Below are 26743 nucleotides of genomic sequence, written 5' to 3' on the forward strand. Positions count from 1 at the left end.
GGGAGGGCCGATATACAATGCACAGGCTCGCGAGTTGCCATGAAGAACTTATATTCGACCGAATCGAGAAGAATCGGGATGATCCCGGTTGCAGGCTGTCATATGGCTTTCTACTTCATGGCGATATAGTGGCAAGTGTGTTGGGTGATGCGCTGTATACTTTGATATGTCGCGATTACCGAACGGCCTTGAGTACATTTGTTAGAAGAGAATCCGGTCTTCACGTTTATCCGGCGGCGATGCCGGAAAATGTACTGGAATATGTAGAAAGTGCCCTCCACAGTGACGCCGTTCTTTTGCCTGCTTCTGCGGTTTCGCTCCCGCAAAACCGACTGTTTTGCTTCACCCTGACGAAGCACTCGGAGCATCTCCACCATCTTCGATTGACCTTCAGCCATCTGATTTTCGACGGGCAGTGCTATCGGATATTTTGTACGATGCTGACTCGACTTTACGGACAGGCGCGTGTCCGGCCCGACCCGGTCGATGAGGCTCAACGTACCCGTTGTCTTGCGCCTGAGGCGACGGCCCTTCAATCGGCCGACTCGGTCGCTTTCTGGAAGGACCGGCTGAGCCGATACCCTCTAGGCCAGACGTTGTCGTTTCTCAAGACGCCGCATCGAGGCGAATCCCCCTTCCTGACGGTCAGACGCTCGCTGGGCGGCTCGGACTATGCGGCCCTCCAGGCCTTTGTCGCCGCGTCGAACAGTACGTTGTTCAGGTTGATCGTGGCCGCGACAGCCATAACCATCGCCCGCTACAGCAATGATCAGGACCTTGAAGGGCTCTGCATTGCGCATACGCTCGACACTCGACAGCAGCCTGGTGCGCCGGGATGCTTCACCAGCCTGGTGCCCTTGTGGATTGCGCACCACCCGGATTGGTCGCCTCGACAGTACCTGAGCCACGTGGATCAGGAGCGCCGAGCGGTCAGGCCGCATCAACAGCTTGCGCCCCAGAGGCTGCTGGGGCTGGCGGATGAGCGACTGAATCGCAATCGTCCGGTCCTGAACGTCGTGGTCAATCAGTCCGAGGGGCTGTTGCCAAGCGTCTGCCCTGAGCTGGAAGGGCTCAAGGTCGAATTGATCGAAACGCCATCGACTGGGGGGCCCTATGACCTGGGGTGAATTTCCATCACGATGCCAAGGGGTTGTCCCTGAGTGTCGACATTCCCCGCAGCCTTGCGACCGATGCCCTGGTCAATCAGTGGGCCGATAACCTCATGCAGGTGTTGAATCGCTTCGTGAGTGACGGCGATACGGCCATCGACGCCATCGAGTTTGCCCAGCCCTTGCGCCCGGCGGCCTGCGGCGATGCAATGACGTTGACCAGGGCCGACAGTGTGGTTGCACGCGTGCATGAACAGGTGCAATTGCGCCCGGAAAAAATCGCCGTGCAGTCGCCGCAACAGGTGCTGACGTATGCTCAATTGTCGGACCAGGCCCTGTATCTGGCCCGGCAGATTCAAGCGGTGGTCGAGGGCGCTGCGCTGCAGCACGGTATCGGCCTGATGCTGGGACGCTCCTCCTGGCTGCCGGTGTCGATACTCGCCGCATTGAAGCTTCAGGTCCCGTTCATCCCCCTGGACAGCGCACTGCCGGAACAACGGCTGGATGCGATCCTGGTCACGACGCGATTGGCGGTTGTGCTTAGCGACGGACAGGCGGATGTCGCGGGTTTACAGGCGCGTCATCCCGACGTGCGGGTGATCGAGTTGCCGCACGCCGCCACGCTGCTGTCGAGTGTCAGTGAGGAACCGCTTCGGGAGCATGGCTGCGATCAGGCCTACATCCTGTTCACCTCGGGCTCGACCGGTGTGCCCAAGGGTGTTGCACCCACCCGGGACAACCTGTCGAATTTTCTGATGGCCATGACGTTTGAACCGGGGTTCTGTGAGGAAGACCATTTCCTTGCATTGACGCCCATCAGTTTCGATATCTCGATCCTCGAACTGCTGCAGCCACTGGTCGTCGGCGGCACACTGGAAATTGTCGATGATGAGACTCGGCGCTCGGCGACGGCACTCGCCCGGCACATCAATGACTCGGCGGCCACGGTGATCCAGGCCACTCCCGCCTCCTGGCGATTGCTCAAGAATGCCCGATGGTCCTGTCCCCGCAGGCTGACGATTGTTTGCGGTGGGGAAGCGTTGACGGCTGATATCGCGCAGTTCCTGCTCCGGGACCGGCACCTGCTGTACAACGTCTATGGTCCTACGGAGGCAACGATCTGGGCTTCCTGCGCGCGCATCGAAGATCCCGATCTCATTTACCTCGGCCGCCCGGTACTCAACAGTCGCTTCTACGTCGTTGACGAACACCTGCGAACCGTCGCCAACGGCCAGACAGGAGAATTGCTGATCAGCGGTGCCTGCGTGGCGCCGGGTTACTTGAATGTCGACAGCCGCAACGCGTTCATCGATGTGCCCGGCATACAGGGCAAGGTCTACCGTACCGGCGATCGGGTCAGACATTTCGGCGAGGGGCAGTTGGCGTATCTGGGGCGGGCCGATAGCCAGCTCAAAATCAATGGTCATCGGATCGAACTTGACGAAATCAACCTGCGTCTCGCGGCGTTGCTGGGGCCGGTGGAGGTGTTCACGGTCGTGCGTTCCGGCACCGTCCCTCACTTGTGCAGCTTTTACTGGTCCGGGCAGGGCGATGCAGTGGATGAGCCGCGCGTCCTGGCTGACCTGAAAAAAGTCGTGCCGCTTTACATGGTCCCGGCCGCTCTGTTGCGCCTGGAGGAGATCCCGCTGACCACGAGTGGCAAAGTCGATTTGCGGCGCCTGGCCAGCGAACCGCTGGCGTTGCTGAGCCTCCTGCCCACTGGCGCCGTCACGCCTGTTTCAGTGCTGGGGTCATCAACCTGCGAATCTGAGGGCCGCGAGGCCAAAGTGCGGGCCATCATCCTTTCTTGCCTGGGGGTGGATGTCCACGATCGACAACTGCCGCTGGGATGGCTGGGGCTGAACTCGATTTCCTACAACCTGTTGTCGCAGGCGCTGTTCGATGAGCTGGGGGTGAGTGTCGCCCCGCATCGTTTCTATGCCCTCAACACGCTGGCCGCCATCAGCGAAGAGCTGGCGGACCGCCAGCCGCGAAACAGTGATGGCGACCGCCAGCAGGCGCGTGAGACGCCGCAGCCAGCGGCCCTGACTGAACAGGACGATCAGATCGCGATCATCGGTTATTCCGTATTGATGCCTGAAGACCTTGAGGCACCGGGGTTCTGGCAGGCGTTGCTGGATAATCGAAGCCTGATCTCCAGTACCTCGCGTCCCGGTTTTACCGCGCCGCTTCAGGCCGGGTTCCTGAACAACATCAAGGCATTCGATGCCCGGCTGTTTTCCATTTCACCGCTGGAAGCCAACTACATGGATCCGCGTCAGCGCCTGCTCTTGCAGACGACCTGGCGCACACTCGAAGACGCCGGCTATGCGCCGCAAGCCCTGGCCGGCAGTCGAACCGGCTGCTATATCGCAGGAACAGGCGCCGACTACGCCACGCTGCAGGCCAGGTTCTCCACGTCACCGACTCCGTACACCTTGCCCGGCAACTCGTTGAGTATCCTGGCCAATCGTCTGTCGAGTTTTTTTGATTGGCGCGGCCCGTCCTTCACCTTGGATACCGCCTGCTCAGGTTCGTTGAGCGCACTGGTCAAGGCGTGCCAGGATCTGGCTTCGGGTGTGTGTGAAGTCGCGCTGGCGGGCGGCATCAACCTGATTGCCGATGATCAGATTTCCCTGGGGCTGCAGGCCGGCAACTTCATGTCGCCGCGGTTTCGTTGTGCCAGTTTCGATGAGTCTGCCGACGGCTATGTCCGCGCAGAAGGCGTGGGCTGTTTCTTGCTTAAACCCTTGCGCCAGGCCCGGCAGGATGGGGATGCCATTCATGGTGTGATACTGGCACACGGTGAAAACCATGGCGGGCGGGCCAACTCCCTGACCGCGCCTAACCCGGCGGCTCAGGCAGCGCTGTTGACCCGTGTCTACAGTCCCGGCCTCGCCGCGCAGGTCAGTTACATCGAAACCCACGGCACCGGCACCTTGTTGGGCGATCCGATCGAAATTGATGCGCTCAAGGCCGCCTGGCGCGAACTGTGCCCGAACCAGCCCGAGCAGTCGGTCTGGCTGGGGGCCGTAAAGTCCAATATCGGTCATCTGGAGCCGGCCGCCGGAGCCGCGTCGCTGGCCAAGGTGCTGCTGGCCATGCAACACAGCACCCTGACGGCGAACCATCACTTCAGCCGGTTGAATCCACTGATCAACCTTGAGCAGTCGCCATTCTCGATCCTTACCCAAACACGGCCGTGGCCTTCGCCGCAGGTGGCGGGTATCAGTTCGTTCGGTTTCGGTGGCGCCAATGCTCATTTGGTCGTTGGCCAGGCGCCGCACCGTGAGCGATGTGCCAATCTTCACACCTGTTATCTGGTGACGTTGTCCGCTGCCAGCGACAAAGCCTTGCAGGCCATGCGTGAACAGCTCAAGGACTTTTTGACCGACACATTGCAGACCGATCCGTCGCGCCTCGACCTGGAGCAGGTTGCCTACACGTGTAACAGCGGTCGTGCCCAGGCGGAATTCAGATTGGCCTGGGTGGCCAGCAGTCTCGCCGATCTGGTGCAGCAACTGGCACTGCCGTCGGCCTCATGGCGTGCGGCCGCTCAAGCCAATGGCGACGTTGCTGCATCGCTGCTCGCAGACTTGCCCCGGCACGAAGCGTTGTCAGCCCTTAGAGAATGCTTCTTGCAGGGCGAGACACTGGATTGGGCGAGCTTACATCGGGGCGAAAGCGGTCAACGAGTACATCTGCCGACTTATCGCTTCGACGAGCGCGACTACTGGTTTGACCAGGTACGCCCAAACCGTGCCGCGCAGGAATCGGCCAGATGATCGGGGAGGGTATTTTTGCCCCTTTCATTCAGGCCCGGGGCCACGCTGCGACACTCTGCGTGCCGCCCCATCATCCATGCTTTTGCGATCATCAGGTGCGCTCGATACCGGTCTTGCCCGGCGTGAGTTATCTGGAGCTGGTCTTGAATGCCGCGAAGCTGCTCTTTCCGCACTTCACGACAAGCACGCTGGAAGACTGTCTGTGGTTGCGGCCGTTTCTTGGCAACGTCCCGTCCCCGCGACTGAACATCGAGTTCAAGCCGGTCGGTGATGAGCGTCTGGCGTTTACCGTGGGTGACCAGGAACATACCTATGCTCTGGGCTGCCTCTGCGCCGAGCCCGCAAAAACGGACGTTCCTGCGCAGGGGCAACGTATTCGCGAGCAATTGGGGCTGCACTTCAGCCGGTATTTCAATCATCAGCAGGTGTACGCCGAGTTCACCGGCATGGGGATCGACTACGGCCCGTTCTTCAAAAAAATCAGTGAAGTGCGCATCCATGAGCAACAGTCCCTGGCGTTGCTTTCAAGGCAGGCCGGCGCCGGATTTTGCTTCAGTAATCTACTGGACTGCGCGTTTCAATCGGGCATGGCCATTTCCATTGGCACCGAGCGCGGCAGCCTGATGCCGTTCTCGCTGGGCACGCTGGTGCTGCATGCCCCCATCGACTTCAGCCACACGAATGAATACTGGGTCACCACCCAGAAAAACACTGAGTTTCGAACCGACATTTGCGTGCTCAGCCATGACGGCAGACCGCTGATATCGGTTCGCGACCTGGGCGTCAAGCCGTCTCTTCTGTAAAGCGCAGATCATATTCATATGGAGGTGAAACATGAGCCAGCCCGTTCTCCCGTTCTCCCAGGTTGCATCATTGGTATACGCACCTCGGTGGCAGTGTTCGAAGCTTGCGCCCGACAGTCGCGCCTGCATCGAGCGTGACATTCTGGTCGTGGTTCCGGCCAGGCAGGTCACTACTGTCGAAGCGCTCAAGCGATGGTTGCCCGATGCGCAGTCACTGCTGCTCAATGCCGAAAACGTCGAGCGGATAGGGCACTTGGTCGAGAGCGGTGCGGTTTCGCGCATTGTTTTCATGTCGGTCACGCCTTGGCGCGATGGCATCGATGATCAGGCGATAAAAGTCTTTCTGCAGATGAACAAGCGGCTGGCCAAACTGGCGCATGTGCGGCTGGATATCGTGACGGTCAAGTCGATCGTTTCACCGGCTGCCGAAGCACCGACCCATCCGGTCGACAGTGTCTACATCGGTCTGGGGCAGACAGCGGCCAAGGAGTTTGGTGGCTGGGACGTGCGCTGTTTTTCGTTGGCGGCGTTCACCCAGGAGCATTTCCGGGCGGCCTTGCAGGGGCAATTCCCGGTCGAGAGCGGCCAACCGATTACCCTTGATGACCAACAGTGGTGGACACAGACCCTGGCCGCTCAGTCACTGGCGCCGGTCGATACAGCCACGGGCTTTAAACAAGGCGGCACCTACCTGATATTCGGCGCTACCGGTGGTCTGGGAAGTATGCTGGCTCATTATCTGGCCAGTCGTTATCAGGCCTGTCTGATTCTCGTCGGCCGTCGCGCCAGCGCCGATGAACTGCTCGCTGATCTGCGGCCCTTGGCCGCCAGCGTGGTGTATGAGCAGGCTGACCTGGCCGATGCGGCCGCGGTCGCGGCACTGTTGGCGCGTTATCCTGAAATAGACGGGATCATTCATTCAGCGCTGGTGCTCGATGATGCGGTGCTGAGCAACATGACCGAGCAGGCGTTGATGCGTGTGCTGGAGCCGAAGTTACACGGCATGGTCAATCTGTTGAATGCAGTCCGTGGGCGGGACTTCGATTTCGTTCTGCTGTTTTCCTCGATCCAGTCCTACATTGCCAACGCCGGTCAGGCCAATTACACGGCGGCCTGTGTCAGCAAGGACGCGCTGGGTGGATTGCTGCGTGACGTCCTGATGGTCAACACCAAAGTCATCAACTGGGGGTATTGGGGCTCTATCGGCATTGTCGCCTCGCCCCTCTACCGTGAACGCATGCAAAAGCTGCAGATCGGTTCGATCGAGGCGCCGGAAGGGCTGGCGATCATCGAGGCGTTGCTGCACAGCGCCGTCCCGCAGATCAGTGTGGTCAAGGCGTCGCCGCAAGCGCTGGAGCGGCTGCGTATCAGCCCTCATCCGGAGGCCGGGATAGAGACCCCGGTGAGCGCTGCGCAATCGCTGCTGGCTGCAGTCGTTCCGGCCTTTGACCCCGACAGTGAGCGCGTGCGCCGTAATATTGGCTTGTCCCTGGGACTGCAAAATTATGCACGTGCGCGCCTGGCGCAGACCACGATTCCAGCGATGACGGTGCCCCGACACGCCAAACTGGTGGCCGCCATCAAGGCCATTGCACCAAGCCACGGCCCCAGTCGTGAGCAACTGTTGAGCGAGTTTCCGCAAAGCGCCGGACATGTCGCGTTGCTCGACGCTTGCCTGGCCCGCTACCCGCAAATACTCAGCGGTGAAATCGACCCGCTGACCGTGTTGTTTCCCGAAGGCAGTTTCGCGCTGGTCGAACCGGTGTACCGGGACAACCCCCTGGCGGATTATTTCAACAACATCGTGGCACAGGTCGTCGACCGGTTTGCCCGTCAACAAGCGCGACCCTTGCAGTTGCTTGAAGTGGGCGCCGGCACTGGCAGTACCTGTCAATTCGTGCTCCCGGTATTACAAGGGCGCGAGGCTACTTACACCTTCACTGACCTGTCCCATGCCTTTTTGAACAAGGCGCGCAGCCGTTTTTCCGAGTACGGATTCGTGCGTTACGAGCTCTGCGATATCGCGCAACCGACCACCAGCGATGAGCGTTACGACGTCATCATCGCGACGAACGTCATCCATGCGACCGCTGATCTCCCGGCAACCCTGGCCAATGTGCGTGATCGGCTGGCGCCCGGAGGTATTTTCATCCTCAATGAAATAACGTCCTGCCAGGACTACGCCACGCTGACCTTTGGCCTGACCGAAGGCTGGTGGTTGAGCGTTGATCCTTACCGGATCCCCAACAGCCCGCTGGTGGCTGCCGCGACCTGGCGCTCGTTGCTCGGCGAGGCCGGATTCAGCGCAACGATCGGCCACGGTTCCGAGGATCAGCAGGTGATCGTTGCCAGGCTTGAGCCCGCAGCCGTTGCGTCTGCGGCAGAGGCCGGCGCCACCCCGAACGCGGGCGTCGCAGGTGATCCCCAAGCCTCGGTAGAACACTGGGTACGCCGGGTGATCGCCGATGTGCTGCACGCCTATGAAGACGAAATCGATGTTGACCAGCCCTTCAACGAGTACGGCGTCGATTCGTTGATTGCAATGGAGTTGCTCAAACCCTTCAAGGAAAGCCTTGGGTATCTGCCGGCCACCGTGTTGTTCGAACATCCCACCATCGCGCGTCTGGCGCGGCACTTCCTGACGGAGTTCGGCGAGGTGGTGCAGCGTGCAGCCGGCGCTATGCCGCCGCTCGCCGCTGGCGTACAGCAACTGCCAACCGCAGTAACGCCGATAGCGCAGCCTGCGCTCGCGCCAACCGTCACTGCCGTCGCGACAGCGCCAACTTCGCAGCGGCCGGCCAGCGCGCTCCTGCGTCAGGTGATTGCCGAGACCCTGTTGATGGAGCCTGATGAGTTGGAGGACACGGTGCCGTTCAAGGAATACGGCATCGATTCGATCATTTCACTGGAGTTGCTCAAACCGTTGCGTGAGCGTTTTGGTTACTTGCCGGCGACGTTGCTGTTCGAATACCCCACCGTTGACCGGCTGGCTACTTACCTGGAGCAGCATTACCCCAAGGCCGTCGGGCCACAGGCTTCAGAGCCTGCCCCGGTGGCCAACGAGTCACTGAGTGAGCCTGCGCAACCGTTTTTCGCCGGCGCCGGCATGGACACAGCGTCGCCGGCGCGAGCCGATGATCTGGCGGTTGTCGGTATGGCGGGGCAGTTTCCCGATGCCGATGATGTGCAGGAGTTCTGGGCCAGTTTGCAGGCCGGGCGTCAGTGCACCGCTTCTATTCCAGGCCAGCGCTGGCCGCTGGAAGGCTTTGAGAACCCGCGCAGTCCGCTCGAAGGGGGAGCTACACCTCAATCGGTGGCTTTGTGCGGGATGTCGACGCGTTCGATCACCAGTTTTTCAATATCACGCCGCGTGAAGCGCAGCGGATGGACCCCCAGGAGCGCCTGTTCCTGCAGAACGCTTATCAGACGTTCGCCGATGCCGGTTACCGGCGCGGTGATCTGAAGGGCAGTGAAACCGGGGTCTTTGTCGGGGTGATGAATGGCGGTTATGCCTGGCATCAGCCCGAAGAACCGACGGATCCGACGCCGACGTCGCTGTTCTGGTCGATTGCCAATCGTGTCTCCTACCTGTTCGATCTCAAGGGGCCGAGCATGGCCATCGATACCGCCTGCTCGGCGTCGTTGACCGCGCTGCACCTGGCGTGTCAGGCGGTACGCAGCGGCGACTGCAGCCAGGCACTGGTCGGTGGCGTCAACTTGATCGTCAACCCGCGTCATTACGAGCAGCTCTGCAGCCTGCACATGCTGTCGCGTTCGGGCACCTGCAGCCCGTTTGGCTCGGCGGCGGACGGTTTTGTTGACGGCGAAGGCATCTGCGCGATCCTGATCAAACCCTATGCCGATGCGATCCGTGCAAATGACCGTATCTACGGTGTGATTCGCGGGACAGCCATTAATGCCGGTGGCCAATCCAACGGTTACTCGGCCCCCAACCCTGAAGCGCAATCGCGGGTTGTCGGCAAAGCCCTTGAACGTGCCGGGTTGACGCCCGCCGACATCCATTTTGTCGAAGCTCACGGCACCGGCACCGAATTGGGTGATCCGATCGAGATCCGTGGCCTGAGCAGTGTGTTCAAAGGAGTGGCAGCCGGCTCAGTTGCCATTGGTTCGGTCAAAGGTAACGTCGGGCACCTGGAGTCGGCGGCGGGGATGACCGGCGTCATCAAGGTCCTCAAACAGTTGCAGGCTCGTACGTTGGCCCCCTCGATCAATGCGCAGCAGATCAACCCATTGCTGAATCTTGCCGACACGCCGTTTTACCTGGTCCAGCAACTCCACGCCTTGCCGGCCAACGGAACGTTGTATGGCTCTGTCAGTTCTTTTGGTGCGGGCGGGGCCAATGCTCACGCGGTGTTGCAGTCGGTGCCGGCGCCAGTGGCACAGCCGACGACCGAGGTGAACATCGCGCTTTTGTCGGCGCGTACCGAGGCGGGTCTACAACGTCAAATCGACGCGCTGCACGACTGGCTGGAGCAGCACGATCCGTCGCTCACCGCGATCAGCTACACGCTGTGTTGTGCGCGGGAACACTTCGCCTATCGCCAGGGGTATGTGTTTTCAAGCAAGGCGCAGTTGTTGAGCCTGCTGCGTGAAGATTTGCAGCAGCGTGCGCCTGCGGTGGCCGATCCGGTCGATGCACCGTCGATGGCTCAAGCGGTGGCCGGCAGCGTTCGGCTGCAGGCGGCTCAGGCTGGCGAACTGGTCCTGGCGTTCAGGGCGGGGCAGGACATTGCATGGTCTGCATACTTTTCCCGGCGCGAGGTCGTCTCACTGCCCGGTTATCCGTTCGAGAAAACCCGGTCGTGGGTCAAGTCGACACAAAGTGCGTTCCATCACGCCAATGATCTGGTACGCCAACACTCGATTCTTGGTACTGAAATCGCGCCGGCCGCCTGGGCGCTCGCGCACTGCCTGGAGAACCGCCGCGACGTGGCCTTGAAAGCCGTGATATGGCGCAGTGTCATCCGCGATCTGGACGACGTGTTGCTGGACATCAACGGTGAGCGATTCGAATTGCGTTCCCTGGATCACGCACAGATTTACTGCGAAGGGCTGTTGCAACCCGCTGTCGAAAACACGCTGGTGAACTGGCCGGCTCCCGAGCCCTCGTCAACCTTTCTGGAGCATCAGGAGATTTACCGGCAGTTCACTCGGCTGGGTTACCAGTATGGCGAGGATTTGCGGCCTCTGCGTTGGGCAAAGGTGGGGCACACCAGCGTCAGGACATTGCTCGATGCAGGGCGCGATTGGGGGTACCGGATATCACCGGCATTGCTCGACGGCGGCCTGCAAACCGCCATTTTGATCCCGCAATTGCGAGGTCTTGGCGCGGACGAACTGCTGGTGCCTTACCACTTGGGCGAGTGCCGGGTGTTGCGCATTCCGGAGCATGAAGCGGTGTTCTGCCACTGCGTCATGCGCCCGGCGCAGCCCAGTGATCGATCGGTGACCTTTGATTTGCTCTTCAGTGACGGCCAGGGCCGACCGCTGATTGTCATGCGTGAGCTGACGTCGGTGGTGGTGCATAAAAGTGCATTGAAAACCGAGCGGCCTACGGGCATCGATCGCGACTTTTCAGCGGTTCACAGACCGTCGCCGATCGTAGCCTTCGACCTGGACTAAGAGAGGAACGCTCATGTTGATAGGTATGTTTCCCGGCCAGGGATCACAGTTCCCTGGCATGGGGCGGGAGTTGTTCGCCCGCTATGCGCTGCAATGCGAAATCGCCGACGACATTCTCGGTTACTCGATAACCGCCTTGTGCAACGGTGAAGACTCCCCGCGCATGAACTCAACGGCTTACACCCAACCGGCGATTTTTTTTGTCAGTTGCCTGGCCTGGCTTGAACGTCAACAGCAAACCGGTGACCTGCCGCAACTGCTGATCGGCCACAGTCTGGGCTTGTATGCTGCACTGTTCGGCGCCGGGGCTTTTGACCTGTCGACCGGCCTGCGGCTGGTGGCCAAAAGGGCAGAGTTGATGGCGGCAATGCAGGGTGGGGCGATGGCGGCGATCATTGGCGAGAACGTCGAACGGTTACCCGAGTTACTGCTTGAACATCAGTTCCATCAAATTGATATCGCCAACTACAACAGCCCGGTGCAGGCAGTGATCAGTGGTAAGTCCGAGGCTATCGACGCGGCGTGCAAAGCGCTGGAGCAGCACCGCCTGCGTTGTGTGCGGCTTCCCGTCAGCGGGGCTTTCCATTCCCGCTACATGGAACCGGCCCGGCTGAGCTATGTCGCGTTCCTGCAACAACAGACCCTGGGTTCTCCCGGCACACAGGTTATTTCCAGCACCAGTGGCGAACGTCTCGGGGAGGCGCATTTGCTTGAAGAAATGGGCTTGCAGCTTATTCGCCCGGTGCGCTGGACCCAAAGCATTCGCGCTTTGTGTTCACGCTTTGACGAGATTGCTTTCGAGGAAATCGGACCGGGCCAGGTCTTGACCCGCCTTAACGCTCAATTGCTTGCGCACAACTGAACTGCGCTTACAGACACGGACGAGGTCGATATGAAACGCGAAAGGATTGCAATTATTGGCGGTGGCGCGGCAGGTACGACAGCCGCCTGGCAGCTGCGCACACTGCACGATGTCACCCTGTTCGAAGCCGGGCCGCGCCTGGGCGGCCATGCCTATACCCACCATTTTAATGTGGGTGAGGACACGCTTCACGTGGACATGGGGGTGGAATACTTCAACGAGCGCCTGGCCCCTAACCTGTTCGCGATGTTGCAGCAATTGGGGATCGATACCTACATCGCCCCCATGTCGTTTCGCGCGGCCTTTCCCGGGTTTGACAATACCTGGAGCAATCTCCACGGCGGGGGGCGACTGCGGGGTGAGCTGGCCGATGAGATCGACCGTTTTCATCTGGACATGACCCAGGTGCTCAGCGGCGGTGATCCGCGTTACAAGAAACTCAACATTGGCGAGTTCCTGACCGAGCGCAACTACTCCGAAGCCTTCCGGCAGCAGGCGTTGCTGCCCTTGCTGACGACGTTTTCCGGGTGCAATGCGCCTTCGCTGGAATACACGCTCATGTACGTGGCGATCTCGTTCAACATGAGCCTGTTGTCTTTTTTCACGCCGGGTGTCTGGCGTAAAGCCAAGGGCGGTATCGATGGCTATTTGCTGCAGCTCGGCGAATTGCTCGGCGCGCGGGTGCGCCTTGCCTGCCCGATACGGCAAGTGCGCAAGGACACCGGTCGCGGCTGGCTGGTCGAGACTGCACAAGGCGACATTGAGCCGTTCGACACTGTGGTATTTGCCACACACGCCGATGTCACTCTCAAGTTGCTTGAAGCACCGACCGCCGAACAACGGGACATTCTTTCGCGTTTCGACTATGTCCAGACCCGCAGTGTGTTGCACACCGACGAACAGGTGCTGGTCGAAGGCGGGCACGGCGAGTACTGCGAGTTTTCCCGACCTTCGGGCCTCGGGGGCACGGGCCACGGGCAATTGACGCGAATCAACAATGCCCTGGCGCCCTATGCCCATGTGCGTGAGCCGGTGCTGGTGACGTTCGACCCCAAACAGGCGATCGCCCCTGAACGGCAGGTTCATGAACAGCACTGGAAGTTGCCGAAGCTGCGGCCGATCGACTTCTACCAGAAGTCACGCTATCGACGCATTCAAGGGCTTGGAAAGCTCTGGTATTGCGGCACCGACACCTCACTGACCGGCCACGAAGGGGCGGTGGTGTCGGGTATGGTCATTGCCCACCGTTTGGGTGCCGACCATCCCTATGCCGACAACAACCTGGCCGCCATTCAGTTCAATGTCATCAAGGACCTGATGGGGGTACACCGTCCCTCCGAGCGCTTCAAGGCGACATTGGGCAACCTGCTGTTCGCTGCCGCCAAAGGCACCTCACTGCACAAGAGCCAGTCGCATAAGTTCATCAAGGACGTCATCGTTTAAGCCGACCCAAAGGCTTGGCGAACCCATCATCTGACAGGGAGTTTCATTATGTTGATCAAGGCCGACAACGTCTGCGTGGTTATTTTCAATATGCAGCTGGAAATGATTCCGTTGCTGCATGAAGGCACGCAAGTGCTCAACAACTGCTGCTGGCTCGCCGATGTGGCACAGACCCTCGACGTGCCGACGCTGATTATCGAACACAGCAAACTCGGCGCACCGTCCCAGGCGTTGAAAGAGGTGGCGGGCGCCGCCTCTTACCTCGAAAAGACCTGGTTCGACTGCAGCTCGCATGACTCGATTGCCCATCCGCTTGAGGCCACCGGCCGGCGGCAGGTGGTGCTGGCGGGGGCCGAGTCACATGTGTGCCTGCTGCAGTCGGCACTGGGGCTGCGTGAATTGGGCTATGAGGTCAGCGTGATGGCGGATGCGTGCAGCGCCCGTAATCTTTTCGATCACCAGCACGCGCTGGCCAATCTGGCGCAGGCAGGCATACGCGTGCTGACTCGGGAAATGTTTTTCTTCGAATGCATACGCCACTCCACGCGCCCCGATTACATCGATCTGGCGATGAAGTACCTGGACGGACGGTACATCCGCTAAGCGAACAAAGGGCCTGCCTGCACGCCTGCTTCGATGCTTACCCGAGAGATTTTTTTATATGGATATTTTCAAGCGTCATTTCGTCCCGACAGCGATGGCTTCCGGCTCGAATCCAGTGTTGAGCACCAGCGTCCTGTTGACTGACAGTGATGAGTTTGCACGCTGGGGCAGCACCGCCGGGCTGGTGGTCATTCAGACGGACATTGAACGTCTGGCCGCGCCGGATGAACTGGAAAAGCTCCTGTCGCGCCTCGACGCTAGCCGTGCGCACACCGTCCTTTGTGCCGTGTCTGGCGAATGCCCGCCAGCGGTTGAGCCATACCCTGTAGTCAGTCAATGTGCGCAGGTTTTTCTGGGGCTGATCAAGGGGCTGATCAGCCAATCCAGAGCCGTCGCGCTGGTGGGGCTGCGCCGTCGCGACGCCCTGGCAGCCAGTGTGCTCGATGGCCTGGGGTTGTCTGCGTGCCAGGAAACGACCCGCCTGCGTTATGCCTCGCTGATTGTTGAAGGCGCGTTGACGTCGACGTTGACCCAGGCGATTGCCACGGCGCTGGACCAGCCCGGCGTACGGCATCGCTTTGACGGGCAGACCCTGGCGCGTGAGCAACTTGAGCCCGTGGGCAAGCGTGTCGAGTCGAGCCCGGGATCCACCTTGCGCCACAACGGTTGCTATGTGGTCACGGGCGGCGGCGGCGGTGTCGGGCGGCTACTTTGTCGGTGGCTGGCCCGTGAGTACCAGGCCAAGGTCTGTGTGGTCGGACGTTCCTCGGTGGATGACGAACGACGCGCAATGCTCCTGGCGCACGGCGTGACCTCTTATGTGCAGGCCGATGTGGCGGACCGACAGTCACTGGCGGGGGCGCTGAATCATTTCAAGGATCGTTATGGCGCCATCGACGGGGTTTTTCACCTGGCCGGTACGACGGCTGATCGCTTGCTGATCAACAAAAACAGTGCAGATGTCGAGCGGGTGCTGCTGCCCAAGATTGCCGGCAGCTTGAATCTTTGGGCCCTGGACTCATTGATACAGCCAGGCTTTGTCTGCCACTTCAGTTCCCTCAGTGGGCTGGTGGGTAATGTCGGGCAGGCCGACTACGCCGCTGCGAATGGTTATATCGATGAGCTGACCGATTTTGTCAGTCGCCAGGCGCCAGCCGGTCGCGCTCGCTGGCAGTCGGTCAACTGGGGGTTGTGGGCTTCCGAGGGCATGCAAATGGCCGAAGGGAGCAGTGAATTACTGGCCCTGTCGGATGAGCAGGGCTTGGCGGCATTGCGCACCATCCTCGACCAGGCCGCGCCGCGTCTGGTCGCCTTCGCTGGCAGCCGCGCAGTCCTCGGTGCGCTGAACCCGTCCGGTGGCGGGCAAGGCGTGGCAGATTCAGCGGCGGCCGTGAGCTTGCCATCCCTGAGCCAGGTCAGTGAGTGGATTGGTTCACTGGTTTATACCTTCAGCGGCTTACGCGATGTGGCGCATGACGCATCGCTGGTGGCGCTGGGCGTGACGTCTTCGGCGCTGATCAGCATTGTCTCGGCGGTGGAGCATCGATTGAACGGTAGCGGTGTCGCGGTCTCCCTGAGCAAGGCGCTGATTTTCGATTACTCATCGGTGAGCGCGTTGAGTGAGTATTTGCTCGGTACCCAGCCCCAGGCGCTCGCTGCGGCATTTGCCAGTGAAGGGGCAGGGCCGCCCCGGCCTTTGCCGGCCATCGAGACGATTGCGCCCACGCCTGGCACGCAGACCAACCTTGAGGATCGCCTGACACAGTGGGTGCAAGAGGTGGTTCGGCGCTTCAGCGGGATAACCGATCCGTCGGTGGACGATAATCTGCTTGAGCGTGGCCTGGATTCGGTGGCCAGCATCAACATTGCCACCGAACTGGCTCGACGTTTGTCGACCCAGGCCCCGGTCAGCATCAGCAAGACGCTGTTGTTTGAATACTCGAGCATCAGTCAGATGGTGCGTTTCCTGATAGATCGCTACCCGGCGCAGATTGCCGCCGTGCTGGACGCTGCGGTGGCCCGGGCGGTGCCGGGCGTTACTTCTGCCGCCGTGACGGCGACGGTGGCGGCCAGCCCCGTGGCCGATGTCGCCTCGGGTGTCAGTGCTCACTATCGGCCTGATGACATCGCGATTGTTGGCGTGGCGGGCGAGTTTCCGGGGCGGACAACCTCGCCCAGTTGTGGGCATTGCTTGAGTCCGGGTCCGAGGCGATCAGCGTCATCCCCGCGCAACGTTGGGACTGGCAGCTCGATTACTCAGCCGATCCGAAACAACCGGGCGCCAGCTACGGCCGTCATGGCGGTTTTCTGCGGCGGGCCAAACAGTTCGATCCGGCGTTTTTTTCCATCACCCCGATCGAGGCGGCGCGTCTTGATCCTCAGGAACGGCGGTTGCTGGAAATGACCTACCATGCCCTGGAAGACGCCGGGCATTTTGCCGATCCGCTGGAGGACACCGGAGTCTTCACGGCTGCGATGTTCGGCCATTATCAAAACCTGAACGCCGCCAGCACGGTGACCAGCAGTTCATTTGCCTCGATCGCCAACCGCATTTCGTACACCTTTAACCTCCAGGGCCCGAGCCTGTGTGTCGACACCATGTGCTCGGGGTCGCTGACCGCCCTGCATCTGGCGATCAACAGTCTGCGCAGTGGCGAATGCACCCAGGCGCTGGTCGGTGCGGTCAACATCATGCCCCACTCGGGCAAGTTCAAACTGCTGTCGGCGGGACGTTTCCTGAGTCCCAGCGGACGGTGCCACAGCTTTGGGATCGAAGCCGACGGTTATGTGCCGGGTGAGGGGGCTATCGCCCTGATGCTCAAGCCACTGGCCCAGGCGCAAGCCAATGGTGACCGGATACACGGGGTCATTCGTGCCACTGCGCTCAATAGTGGCGGGCGCTCCAGCGGTTTTACCGTGCCCTCGGCAAGAGCCCAGGAAAAGGTCATTCGCCAGGCGTTAAGCAAGGCTGGTGTGGACGCCAGCCAAATCGATTATGTGGAAGCCCATGGCACCGGCACTCGACTGGGCGATCCGATCGAGATCAACGCACTGAGCGCGGCCTATGGCACGCGTCAGGGCGAACGACGCTGCATCGGTTCGATCAAGAGCAATATCGGGCACCTTGAGTCGGCTGCCGGACTGGCCGGCCTGGTCAAAATCCTGCTGCAGTTCCAACATCAGTCGCGGGTGCCGACGCTCAACTGTGAAATCGAAAATCCCTGGTTGAATCTGGGCGACACTGATTTTCGCTTGCCGCGCACCACCGAACCCTGGACCGCTGACACGCCGCTGCTGGCCGGGCTCAGTTCGTTCGGCGCCGGGGGCTCCAATGCCCATGTCATCGTTCAGCAGTACATCGAAGCGCCGCCCGCGCCCGCGCCACAGGCGGAATATTTGTTGCCTGTTTCGGCGCGCACACCCTTGGCGTTGAAGGACCGGATCAACGATTTGCTCGCCTGGATCGACAAACATCCGCAGGCCAGCCTTGCAGCGGTTGCCTATACCCTGGGCGTCGCCCGTGAACACTTTGGGCACCGTGCCTGTTTCGTTGGCGACAGCCTGGCTCGTTTCAAGCAACAACTGCTGGATGCCATAGCGGGGGTGCCTGTCATGGATCAATCGCGGTCTACCCTGCAGGCCCTTCAAGCGTCTTACCTGGCGGGGGAAACACTGAATTTCGCGGCGTTGCATGACAGCCGCAGACTGGTGTCGTTGCCGCATTATCCGTTCGAAGAACAATCGTATTGGGACGACCAACTCGTGACCTCCGGGGCGGTGGGCGCTGACCCGCTCACGCCTGTGGGCGACGATACTCCGGCGTTGGAGAAGGCTTCGGTGCCGGTGTGTTTTCAAACCGTCTGGGAGCCTCAGCCCGTTCACGCATCGGGTGGTGCGCGAGGGCAGGGCGCCATCGTCTTTTGCAACCCGTCACAGGCCCGGGCGTTGATCGGCCAACCACGCATCGTGGTGGTCACGCTCGGTGACAGCCTGCGTCTGGACGAACATTTCGCCCAAGTGCGCAGCGATTCGATCGACGATTGCCAACAAGTCTTGCAGCGTTATGCCCCAGGTGATGGATCGCTGCGACCGTGGCTGATCAATCTGGTGCAAAGTTCAGCTGAGGACATGCAGGCTTCATGGGCCTGTTGGCTGTTCACGCAGGCGAAGGCGATCAGTGCTGCCGGGGCCCGTTACCGGATGGCCTTTGTCCACGAAGAAGGACTGGATGTCTGGCCGATGCCCGCAGCCGGGGCCGTGAGCCGATTGTTTCGGGTGCTGCAAATCGAGCAGCCCGAATTCGAACTGCTGTCGATGACCGTTGCATCGCAGGACTTCGAGCATGTGCCGCAGCTGCTGGCGTCTGCGCTGGATGAGCTGGCCAATGCTTCTGACGGCTTCAGTGCCAGTCGGCATGTGGCCGGTGAGCGCTGGCAGGCTCGCGTGCGTGAAGTGCCTTGGCCTGAGGCGAATGGCAGCCGTTTTCGCCACAAGGGGGTCTACCTGATCACCGGGGGCATGGGCCTGATCGGGCTGGCGGTCGCCGCACGCTTGATCAGCCAGTTCGATGCCAGGGTCGTATTGGTGGGTCGCAGCCTCGCGGGGGACGCGACCCGACACAAGCTTGCCGGATTGGCCGCGCCGGCAAACGTCGACTACATCAGTGCTGACATGAGCGATAGCGCCGCAGTCGATGAGCTGGTCAAATCGGTCATTGCCCGGCATGGCGCGTTGCACGGTGTGTTGCATGCTGCCGGGATCACCCGGGATGGGCTGTTGCGCAACAAACAGCTGGCGGACTTCCAGAAGGTGATAGCGGTGAAGCTCAACGGCGCGCGTCATCTCGATAGCGCAACCGCCGATGTGGCGCTGGATTTCTTCGTGTTGTTTTCATCGGTGTCCGGGTTGTTCGGCAATGTCGGCCAGGCCGATTACTCAGTGGCCAACCATTACCTGGACCTGTTCGCCGGCGGTCGTCAGCGGCAAGTTGCCCGAGGGCATCGGCGTGGTTTGAGCCTGTCGGTGAACTGGCCTTTGTGGCTTGAGGAACAGGGCACTGGCCCACAGGATCGGGTTGCCCTGGGCCGCTATTTGCAGGACAACTACGGCATGCAAGCGCTGACCCCAGCTGCAGGCGTCGACCTGTTGGTGAGGCTGATCGATGGCGTGGACGCGAGCATGACGCAGATTGCCCCGTTCGTTGGCGACAACGAGAAAATCCGTCGCAGTGTTGCTCCTGACGGATTGCGCAGCAGCTCGGCGCAGACGGCTGGCGCAGTGGCCATCGCTGAAGGCCGCAGCGAATCGGCGACGCCGGAGCAACTGAAGCTTCGGCTCAAGGCGCTTGTGAGTGCGTTGACCGGTTTGCTCCCCGAGAACATCGATGATCGCTGCAGTTTTGGTGACCTGGGGTTGAACTCGGTCATGTTGCAACAGCTGGCACAAGACATAGAGGAACAGTTCAAGGTGCCGATGGCCCCCAATACGCTGTTCACCTACAACTCAGTCGCGCAGTTGATCGATTACCTTCATGAACGGGGGCGCAGTCTGCGGCCCCGGTCTCGGCTCCCGGCCCGGACGCACGCTCGTCGCCGGCACCGGTGGCAACGCCGGCCAGCGCTCCAGACATCGATGACCAACGGATTGCGATCATCGGCATGGACGGCCGCTTGCCCGGCGGCCAGGACCTGGCCGGATTCTGGGAAGGACTGATGGCCAATCGCAGTGCGATCAAAGCGGTGGAACGCTGGCCCGACAAGGCCTGCCATGCCGGGATCATTCCTGAGATCGGGCACTTCGATGCACGTTTTTTCGGGATATCGGCGCGCGAGGCGATGCTGATGGACCCGCAACACCGACTGTTTTTGCAAGCGTGCTACAACGCGCTGCTCGATGCCGGTTACGCGCCGTCCTCGCTCAAGCGCGTGGGGGTTTTTGCCGGCGTTCAGTTCAGTGATTACCAGACCCTGCTGCAGCGTTCCGGACAGAGTTTTCATCCCTTTGCCGCTACCGGGAACGCCCATGCGATGCTGGCTAACAGGGTGTCCTACCTGTTCGATTTCGAAGGCCCGAGCCAGTCCATCGATACCGCCTGTTCGAGTGCATTGGTGGCGGTCAACCGTGCCGTCATGTCGCTGCAGCGGGGGAGTGCGACTACGCGCTGGCCGGGGCAGTCAGCTTGTTGATCGACAGTGACATGACCGAAGCGGCGCAGAGCATGGGCGTGCTATCGCCAAACTTTCGTTGCGCCACGTTCGATAGCGAAGCCGATGGCTACGTTCGTGCAGAGGGGGTTGGCAGCCTGTTGCTCAAGCGTCTGGTCGATGCTCGCCGCGACGGTGACAGCATTCATGCGGTGATCGAGGCCGCCGAGGAGAATCACGGCGGGCGGGCCAACTCGCTGACGGCGCCCAACCCCAACGCGCAGAAACGTCTGTTGCTTGCCGCCTATACGCCGCCGCTGGCAGCCCGAGTCAGTTACATCGAAACCCATGGCACGGGAACCCGCTTGGGCGATCCGGTGGAAATCGATGCCTTGAAGGGCGCCTGGCACACGCTGGCGCCAGGCCAGACGCAGCCGGTTTTGCTCGGTTCGGTCAAGACCAATGTCGGTCATCTGGAACCGGCCGCCGCCATTGCTTCGCTGTTCAAGGTGATTCTGGCCTTCAAACACCGGGTGCTGCCGGCCAACCTGCATTTGCGCACGCTCAACCCTTACATCGACTTCGAGCATTCGCCGTTCCAGGTGCTGGATCGCAACACGCCTTGGGAGGGGCATGATCGCGTCGCCGGAATCAGCTCGTTCGGTTTCGGCGGGACCAATGCTCACGTGGTCCTGTCCGAACCACCGGCCTTCGCCGCACAGGCGTCGTCGACACACGGGGAGCACTTGATCGTCTTGTCTGCGCGCAGTCGTGACTCGCTGCTGGCCATGAAGGAGGCCTTGTTCCTTCACCTTGATTCGCCACTGGGGCGGTCGCAGGCTTTGGCTGACATCGCGTTCACCCTGGGGGTCGGGCGCGAGCATTTTGAATATCGCCTGGCCTGGAGCGTTCCAACCGTCGATGCGTTGTTGCATGCCTTGCGCGCGGAGCATACACCGGATGTTCACCACATTGGACGAGGCGCCGAGCCGGCCGGAATCGACGGGCAATGGCCGGACCCTCGCGAGCGGTATCTGCACGGGGGCAGGTGCAATGGTCGACCTTGTACCCGCTGGCTGGCCGGCTCCATTTACCCGGTTATGCCTTCGATACGCGCCGGTATTGGTTTGACGATGATTCACAGGTTCAGCCGGGCAATCGCTGAAATCACAGGAGCAGAACATGCACACGGACGAGACACACAACATGACAGCACACCTGAAACCGCAACCGGCCGAAAAAGTGGTGATTGTCGGGGCTGCCTGCCGTCTGCCCGGCAGCGAGTCGCTGTCGGCCTATTGGCAGAACCTGATGGCCGGTCAGCGTTGCGTTGCCCCGGTCACGCGATGGGCGTCTCTGCGCGGGACGGCGGTGCATGGTGGCCTGCTGGCGCATGTGGACGAGTTCGATGCGGGGTTTTTCCGCATCTCGCCCAACGAAGCGCGCTGCATGGACCCGCAACAACGGTTGCTGATGGAAACCGTGCAACATCTGATGGATGACTGCGGTGTGCCGGTCCAGACCTTGCGCGACTTGCAGTGCGGGGTGTTTTGCACCGGCCTGCCCGGGACTATAAGTTTCTGCTGGCCCAGGAGCCCGAAGCGGCTTTCAGCAGCCACAGCTTTCTTGGCAACGCCACGTCGTCGTTGGCGGGCAGAGTGTCTTATTTCTACGATTTCCATGGTCCCTCGGTGAGCCTTGATACCGCTTGCTCATCGTCATTGACGGCCTTGCAGGTTGCCGTTTCACAGCTGCGTGCCGGTGAATGCGAGGCTGCGTTGGTGGCCGGGGTCTCGGTGTTTGCCACTCCGGAGGTATTCGAGTTTGCCCAGCGCTCGAACATGTTGTCGGCGCGGGGGCACTGCGACGCTTTCGGTGACGAAGCCGACGGTTTCGTCCCGGCCGAGGGCGTGGCGGCCATCATGTTGATGAGCGCCGGCAAGGCCCGGGAGCTGGGGCTGGAAGTCCTGGCAAGCATCGAGGCGATCAGCCTGAATCACGACGGCATGAGCAATGGCATGATGGCGCCCAACAGCCAGGCTCAAGCGGCGTTGATCGCCGGTTCCTACGAGCGTAGCGGGATTGACGTAGGGCGTATCGGCTACGTCGAGGCCCACGGTACGGGCACACGCCTGGGGGATTCGATTGAGGTGGCGGGGCTGGTCAACGGTTTTCGTGCTCAGGCGCAACCTTATGACGCCTATCTGGGGGCTTCGAAAAGCGTCATTGGCCACACGCTGGTGTGCTCCGGGTTGGCCAGTGTGATCAAGACCCTGCTGATCTTTCGTCACAGCACCATTCCGGCCCAGCCTCTGGCGGGTTCCCTCAATAGCACGCTGGACCTTGATCGGTTCATGATCAGCGAACAGGCCGTCCCCTGGCCGTCCGACAAGACATATGCCTGTGTCAGTGCCTTCGGTTTTACCGGCAGCAACGCTCACCTCGTGCTCGGCAAGCCGGAGCGGCGCCAGCTTGAACCGCAGAACAGCCCGGGCCCCTGGGCTTTTTGATCAGCGCTCAATCCTGCGCCAGCCTTCATGCGCGTGTCCGGCAGGTGCTCGGCATTCTCGATGGGCTGTCGGACGATCAATTGGCGGCGCTCAGCGTGGCGCTTGGCAAAGGAAGCCAGCCGTACCGTCTGCGCCTGGCTGTCACGGCTTCGACTCGTGAGGCCCTGATGACGCAATTGCAGCAATGGCTGGCGACACCGGCAGGGCAGCTCGACGTCAGTTGCTCAAAGGTCGAGGGCCTGGCCGACGCCGTGCTCGCCGAACGTTTGCAGCGATGGCTGGCAGGTATCGACCTGCCGCTGTACGACACCGAGCAAGCGGCTCGATACCCGAGAATCGAACTGCCGGGTTACCCGTTTGATCGCAAGTCCTACTGGGTCGGGGCCGAACTGATCGCTGCTCAAGCACCCGTTGCTACATCGAGCCCACGGCGTGGCAATGTTCTGGAGACGCTGAAAAGTGATCTGGCGCGCTTACTCGGTTTCGATCAGGCCGACATTGATACCAGCCGTTCGCTGCGCGATTACGGAGTCGATTCGATTTCGTTGATTGAGCTCTTGAGCCGATTGGGTGCCGGTGCCAGCCGGATGCAGCCTCATGACGTCTTCGACTTTGCGTCCATTGCCGCACTGGCTCAAGCATTGGAGGCGCTGCAACCCGTTTCGCCAGTCGCCTCCAGGGAGGATGCCGTCGCGCCGGTCGGCCGGTCGCCAATGACCTGGACACAAACCGGGCAAGGGCGCGCCATCGTGCTGCTGCCACCGTTGAACATGAGCGCGCAGGCCTGGATGCAACAGGTCAATGTCCTGACGCGCCAGGGTTTCGCCCTGCATATTCCGTCGTATCCCGGTCATCAGGGGACCCCGCTGGATGAGGGGCGCTTTAGCCTGGAGGGGCTGGTGCTGGAGATCGAGGCCTATATCAATGAACAGCTCGAAGGCCGGCCCGTCCCCGTGGTGGGCTGGTCGTTGGGCGGCTGTCTCGCATTGGCGCTGTGCCGCCGAGCCCCGGCAATGGTCGAGTCGATGATCCTGATCAGCACCGCCGCACGTTTTGGCGATGATATCTTCGGTAAAACCATCGAGTTGAATGCTGAACTGCAGGCCCATGCCGATTACCTGGATATCTTGCTTGAACCTCGGCAGAGCATCGTCGAGCAGGTCGGGGCCGGAGCGTCGATGAGCACGCTGAGCTGCTACTACCAGATGCTCGGGCAACTGGATTTCAGTGCGCAACTCCCCGGCATTGCTGTGCGGACGTTGATTGTTCATGGTCAGCAGGATGTGGTCATCGCCGGTGCGGATGTGAAGCTGTTACAGCACCTGCCCAACGCTCGACTGGAAGTGTTTGCTGGTCAGGGACATTTCATTCCGTTGACTGCCGCGCGGCGCTTCAATGAGCTGTTGCTCGACTTTGTCCAGGCTCGGCAACCTTGAATAACCTGACCTGTACCCAACAGGAGCCGGGCCAATGCGCACTGGACGGGTTCCTCACCGGTATCGAGTCGCTGGACACGGGTCTGGCGGCAGTCACGGCGGTGTCGGGGCGCTTCAACCTGGAGCGCTTCGATCCTGGTTTGTACACCCGTACGGGGGTCGACTGTCCGCCTGCCATTGTCCGGGCTGTGCCTGGCCGCCAGGCTGAATACCTGGCGGGGCGCTGGCTGAGCCGGCAGCTGTGGGCCAAGCGCAATCTCGCGCCGGTGCAGGTTCATTCAGGGGCGCATCGTCAGCCGATATGGCCGAGCGGTTGGGTCGGCTCCATCAGCCACACATCGACTGTCGCCGTCAGTTGCCTGGCCAGGTCTTGCGAGGTTGGACTGCTGGGCCTGGACCTGGAGAACTGGCTGGCGCCAGAGGTCGCCGACAGGATCAGCACCACCATCGTCGACCGCCAGGAAGCTCGCTATCTTGGGATGCTGGGGCCTTTTGAGCACATGTTGACCCTGGCTTTTTCAGCCAAGGAAAGTCTGTTCAAGGCGGTTTATCCGCAGGTTGGCGGCTATTTTGATTTCGATGCGGCGCGCCTGGTCGAGGTACATTGGCCCTCGGGACGTCTGGTGATGAGGGTGACACAAGATCTTTCGACGTCGATCAGGGCCGGTATGCTGTTCGAAGGTCATTTTCAAATGTGGGCAGGTGCCGTGTTCACGCTCATTGCCCATCCGCCGAGTACTGTTGCGCACCATCAGGGAGTGGTTCAGTGCCTATCGGGCCGATCGTTTAAGGAAGCGTCATGACTCAACGGTTACTCCAACTAGATCAAGTGTCGTTCAACCTGCCCGACGGGCGCGTACTGTTCGATCACTTGAACCACACCTTCAGTACCAGGGCCACCGGCATCGTTGGCGCCAATGGCTGTGGCAAGTCCTTGCTTGGCCGGCTGCTGACGGGGAGCAACTGCCCACCAGCGGCATCGTCCGTCGCGAAGGGCGGGTTTACGCCGTGGCGCAGTTACTGGAGCCGGAGCGCTATCCCAGCGTTGCCGCGCTGGCCGGGGTCGACTCTATCCTGGCGGCGCTGGAGCGCATTGCCCAGGGCAGCGTCGACGATGACGACCATGCGCTGGCGGTCGACCAATGGGATTGCGCCACACGCCTTGAGGCGCAGTTGCAGCAGATCGGCCTGGGGCATTTGAACGGCGACGTGCGCACCGACACCCTCAGTGGGGGCGAACGGCAACGGGTGGCGCTGCTGGGGGCGTGGTTATCCAGGGCCGACTGGCTCATTCTGGATGAGCCCAGCAACCACCTGGATATTGATCAGCAACACAAGCTTGCGCAGCAGATCGATCGCTGGCCCAACGGCCTGGTGTTGATCAGCCACGACCGCGGACTTCTGGAGCACGTGAACGAAATCGTCGAGCTTTCGCCCTTGGGGCTGGCGGTTTATGGCGGTAACTACAGTCAGTATGCGGCGGCACGCGAGCAGGAACAGCAGTCGTTCCAGTCGGCATTGCAAGGGGAGCGGGCGCAGGCCAAGCGTGAGCAACGCGAGATGGTCGTGCAGATGGAGCGTCAGCAACGGCGCAATGCCCGCGGCGACCGCCAGGCCCGTGACGGCAATCAGACCAAGCTGATCACCAACGCCCAGAAGGAACGCAGTGAAAACAGCCAGGGAAAATTGCGCCTCAATCAACAGGTGGCCCGGGAGCAGCAGCAACAACGGATCACCGAGGCCCGTGCGCGGTGTGCGCCGGACATTCAACGCATGATGTTGTCCCCGGAAAGCGCAGTGCCCAATGGCAAGCTGGTTGTGCAACTCAACGACGTGATACTCCCGTTCGGTTACACGGCAGCGGTCAATCTGACGCTGACCGGGCCTATGCGCATGGCCATCCTGGGCGCCAACGGCAGCGGCAAGTCGACCCTGTTGCGAGTGATCGCCGGCCAACTGCCGGTGCGTGAAGGCGAACTCATCCGCAGTTGCCATATCGGCTGGCTGGATCAACACGCCGGGTTGCAGTACCCCGAACGCACGCCGGTGCAATGGCTCCACGAGGGTAATCCGCAGTTGCCCGAGGCCGAGGCGCGGACCCGCCTGGCCCAGATGGGGATTGATGCGGATCGTGCGATGCTCAAGACTTGCCAATTGAGTGGTGGAGAACGCCTGAAAATAGCCCTGGCTGCGCAGCTATATGCACAGCACCCCCGCAGTTGCTGTTACTGGACGAACCGGATAACCATCTGGATCTGCCCAGCAAAATCGCGCTGGAACAGATGCTGAATCAGTACCAGGGGGCATTGATCGTGGTGTCCCACGACAGCGCTTTTTTACAGGCCATTCATCTGGACGCCGAGTTCCATCTGGACAGCGAGGCGTTGGTGTCCGGAGCGGGGTGAT

General features: G+C 61.1%; 11 protein-coding genes and 4 pseudogenes. All 15 read left to right on the forward strand.

Translation table 11 applies throughout. From position 1 onward, the window contains the following. The first annotated feature begins 188 nt into the window (after positions 1-188). Positions 189-1127, forward strand: a complete 939-nt coding sequence (locus tag JFV26_RS31455; RefSeq protein ID WP_201197456.1) for a condensation domain-containing protein — start codon at positions 189-191, stop codon at positions 1125-1127. After that, a complete protein-coding gene (locus JFV26_RS31460) occupies positions 1124-4894 on the forward strand; it encodes a beta-ketoacyl synthase N-terminal-like domain-containing protein (protein ID WP_201197457.1) in 3771 nt (1256 codons plus the stop codon). Before JFV26_RS31455 ends, JFV26_RS31460 begins: the two co-directional genes overlap by 4 nt. Further along, a complete protein-coding gene (locus tag JFV26_RS31465) occupies positions 4891-5697 on the forward strand; it encodes a polyketide synthase dehydratase domain-containing protein (RefSeq protein ID WP_201197458.1) in 807 nt (268 codons plus the stop codon). The genes JFV26_RS31460 and JFV26_RS31465 overlap by 4 nt, the downstream gene beginning before the upstream one ends. 349 nt (positions 5698-6046) lie before the next feature. Further along, positions 6047-11340, forward strand: a pseudogene (locus JFV26_RS31470) (SDR family NAD(P)-dependent oxidoreductase). Between the two features lie 13 nt (positions 11341-11353). After that, positions 11354-12202, forward strand: a complete 849-nt coding sequence (locus JFV26_RS31480) for an ACP S-malonyltransferase (RefSeq protein ID WP_201197461.1) — start codon at positions 11354-11356, stop codon at positions 12200-12202. A 30-nt stretch (positions 12203-12232) separates the two neighbouring features. After that, positions 12233-13645 carry an FAD-dependent oxidoreductase gene (locus JFV26_RS31485; RefSeq protein ID WP_201197462.1) on the forward strand — a complete coding sequence of 471 codons (1413 nt, stop codon included), beginning with the start codon at positions 12233-12235 and terminating at the stop codon, positions 13643-13645. Positions 13646-13693: 48 nt separating this feature from the next. Continuing rightward, a complete protein-coding gene (locus JFV26_RS31490; RefSeq protein ID WP_131062078.1) occupies positions 13694-14248 on the forward strand; it encodes an isochorismatase family protein in 555 nt (184 codons plus the stop codon). 94 nt (positions 14249-14342) lie between these two features. Next, positions 14343-16205, forward strand: a pseudogene (locus JFV26_RS31495) (beta-ketoacyl reductase); the annotation flags it as partial. 221 nt (positions 16206-16426) lie between these two features. Continuing rightward, positions 16427-19960, forward strand: coding sequence for a type I polyketide synthase (locus JFV26_RS33940; RefSeq protein WP_242487961.1), 3534 nt, complete (start codon positions 16427-16429; stop codon positions 19958-19960). After that, positions 19906-21326, forward strand: a pseudogene (locus tag JFV26_RS33945) (beta-ketoacyl synthase N-terminal-like domain-containing protein); the annotation flags it as partial. The gene JFV26_RS33940 and the pseudogene JFV26_RS33945, both read left to right, overlap by 55 nt. A 271-nt stretch (positions 21327-21597) precedes the next feature. Beyond that, positions 21598-22086, forward strand: coding sequence for a beta-ketoacyl synthase N-terminal-like domain-containing protein (locus JFV26_RS35085; RefSeq protein WP_446739959.1), 489 nt, complete (start codon positions 21598-21600; stop codon positions 22084-22086). Further along, positions 21975-22901, forward strand: a complete 927-nt coding sequence (locus JFV26_RS34305) for a beta-ketoacyl [acyl carrier protein] synthase domain-containing protein (protein ID WP_446739962.1) — start codon at positions 21975-21977, stop codon at positions 22899-22901. The genes JFV26_RS35085 and JFV26_RS34305 overlap by 112 nt, the downstream gene beginning before the upstream one ends. Before the next feature lie 44 nt (positions 22902-22945). Next, on the forward strand, positions 22946-24337 hold the full coding sequence (locus JFV26_RS31530; protein ID WP_201197467.1) for an alpha/beta fold hydrolase: 1392 nt from the start codon (positions 22946-22948) through the stop codon (positions 24335-24337). Continuing rightward, entirely contained in the window at positions 24334-25140 is an 807-nt protein-coding gene (locus JFV26_RS31535; RefSeq protein ID WP_201197468.1) for a 4'-phosphopantetheinyl transferase family protein, read from the forward strand. Before JFV26_RS31530 ends, JFV26_RS31535 begins: the two co-directional genes overlap by 4 nt. Continuing rightward, positions 25137-26742 (forward strand): annotated as a pseudogene (locus tag JFV26_RS31540) (ABC-F family ATP-binding cassette domain-containing protein). Before JFV26_RS31535 ends, JFV26_RS31540 begins: the two are co-directional and overlap by 4 nt. The last annotated feature ends 1 nt before the right edge of the window (position 26743 follow it).

Origin of the sequence: Pseudomonas sp. TH31, assembly GCF_016650815.1 — a bacterium.
GTDB lineage: Bacteria > Pseudomonadota > Gammaproteobacteria > Pseudomonadales > Pseudomonadaceae > Aquipseudomonas.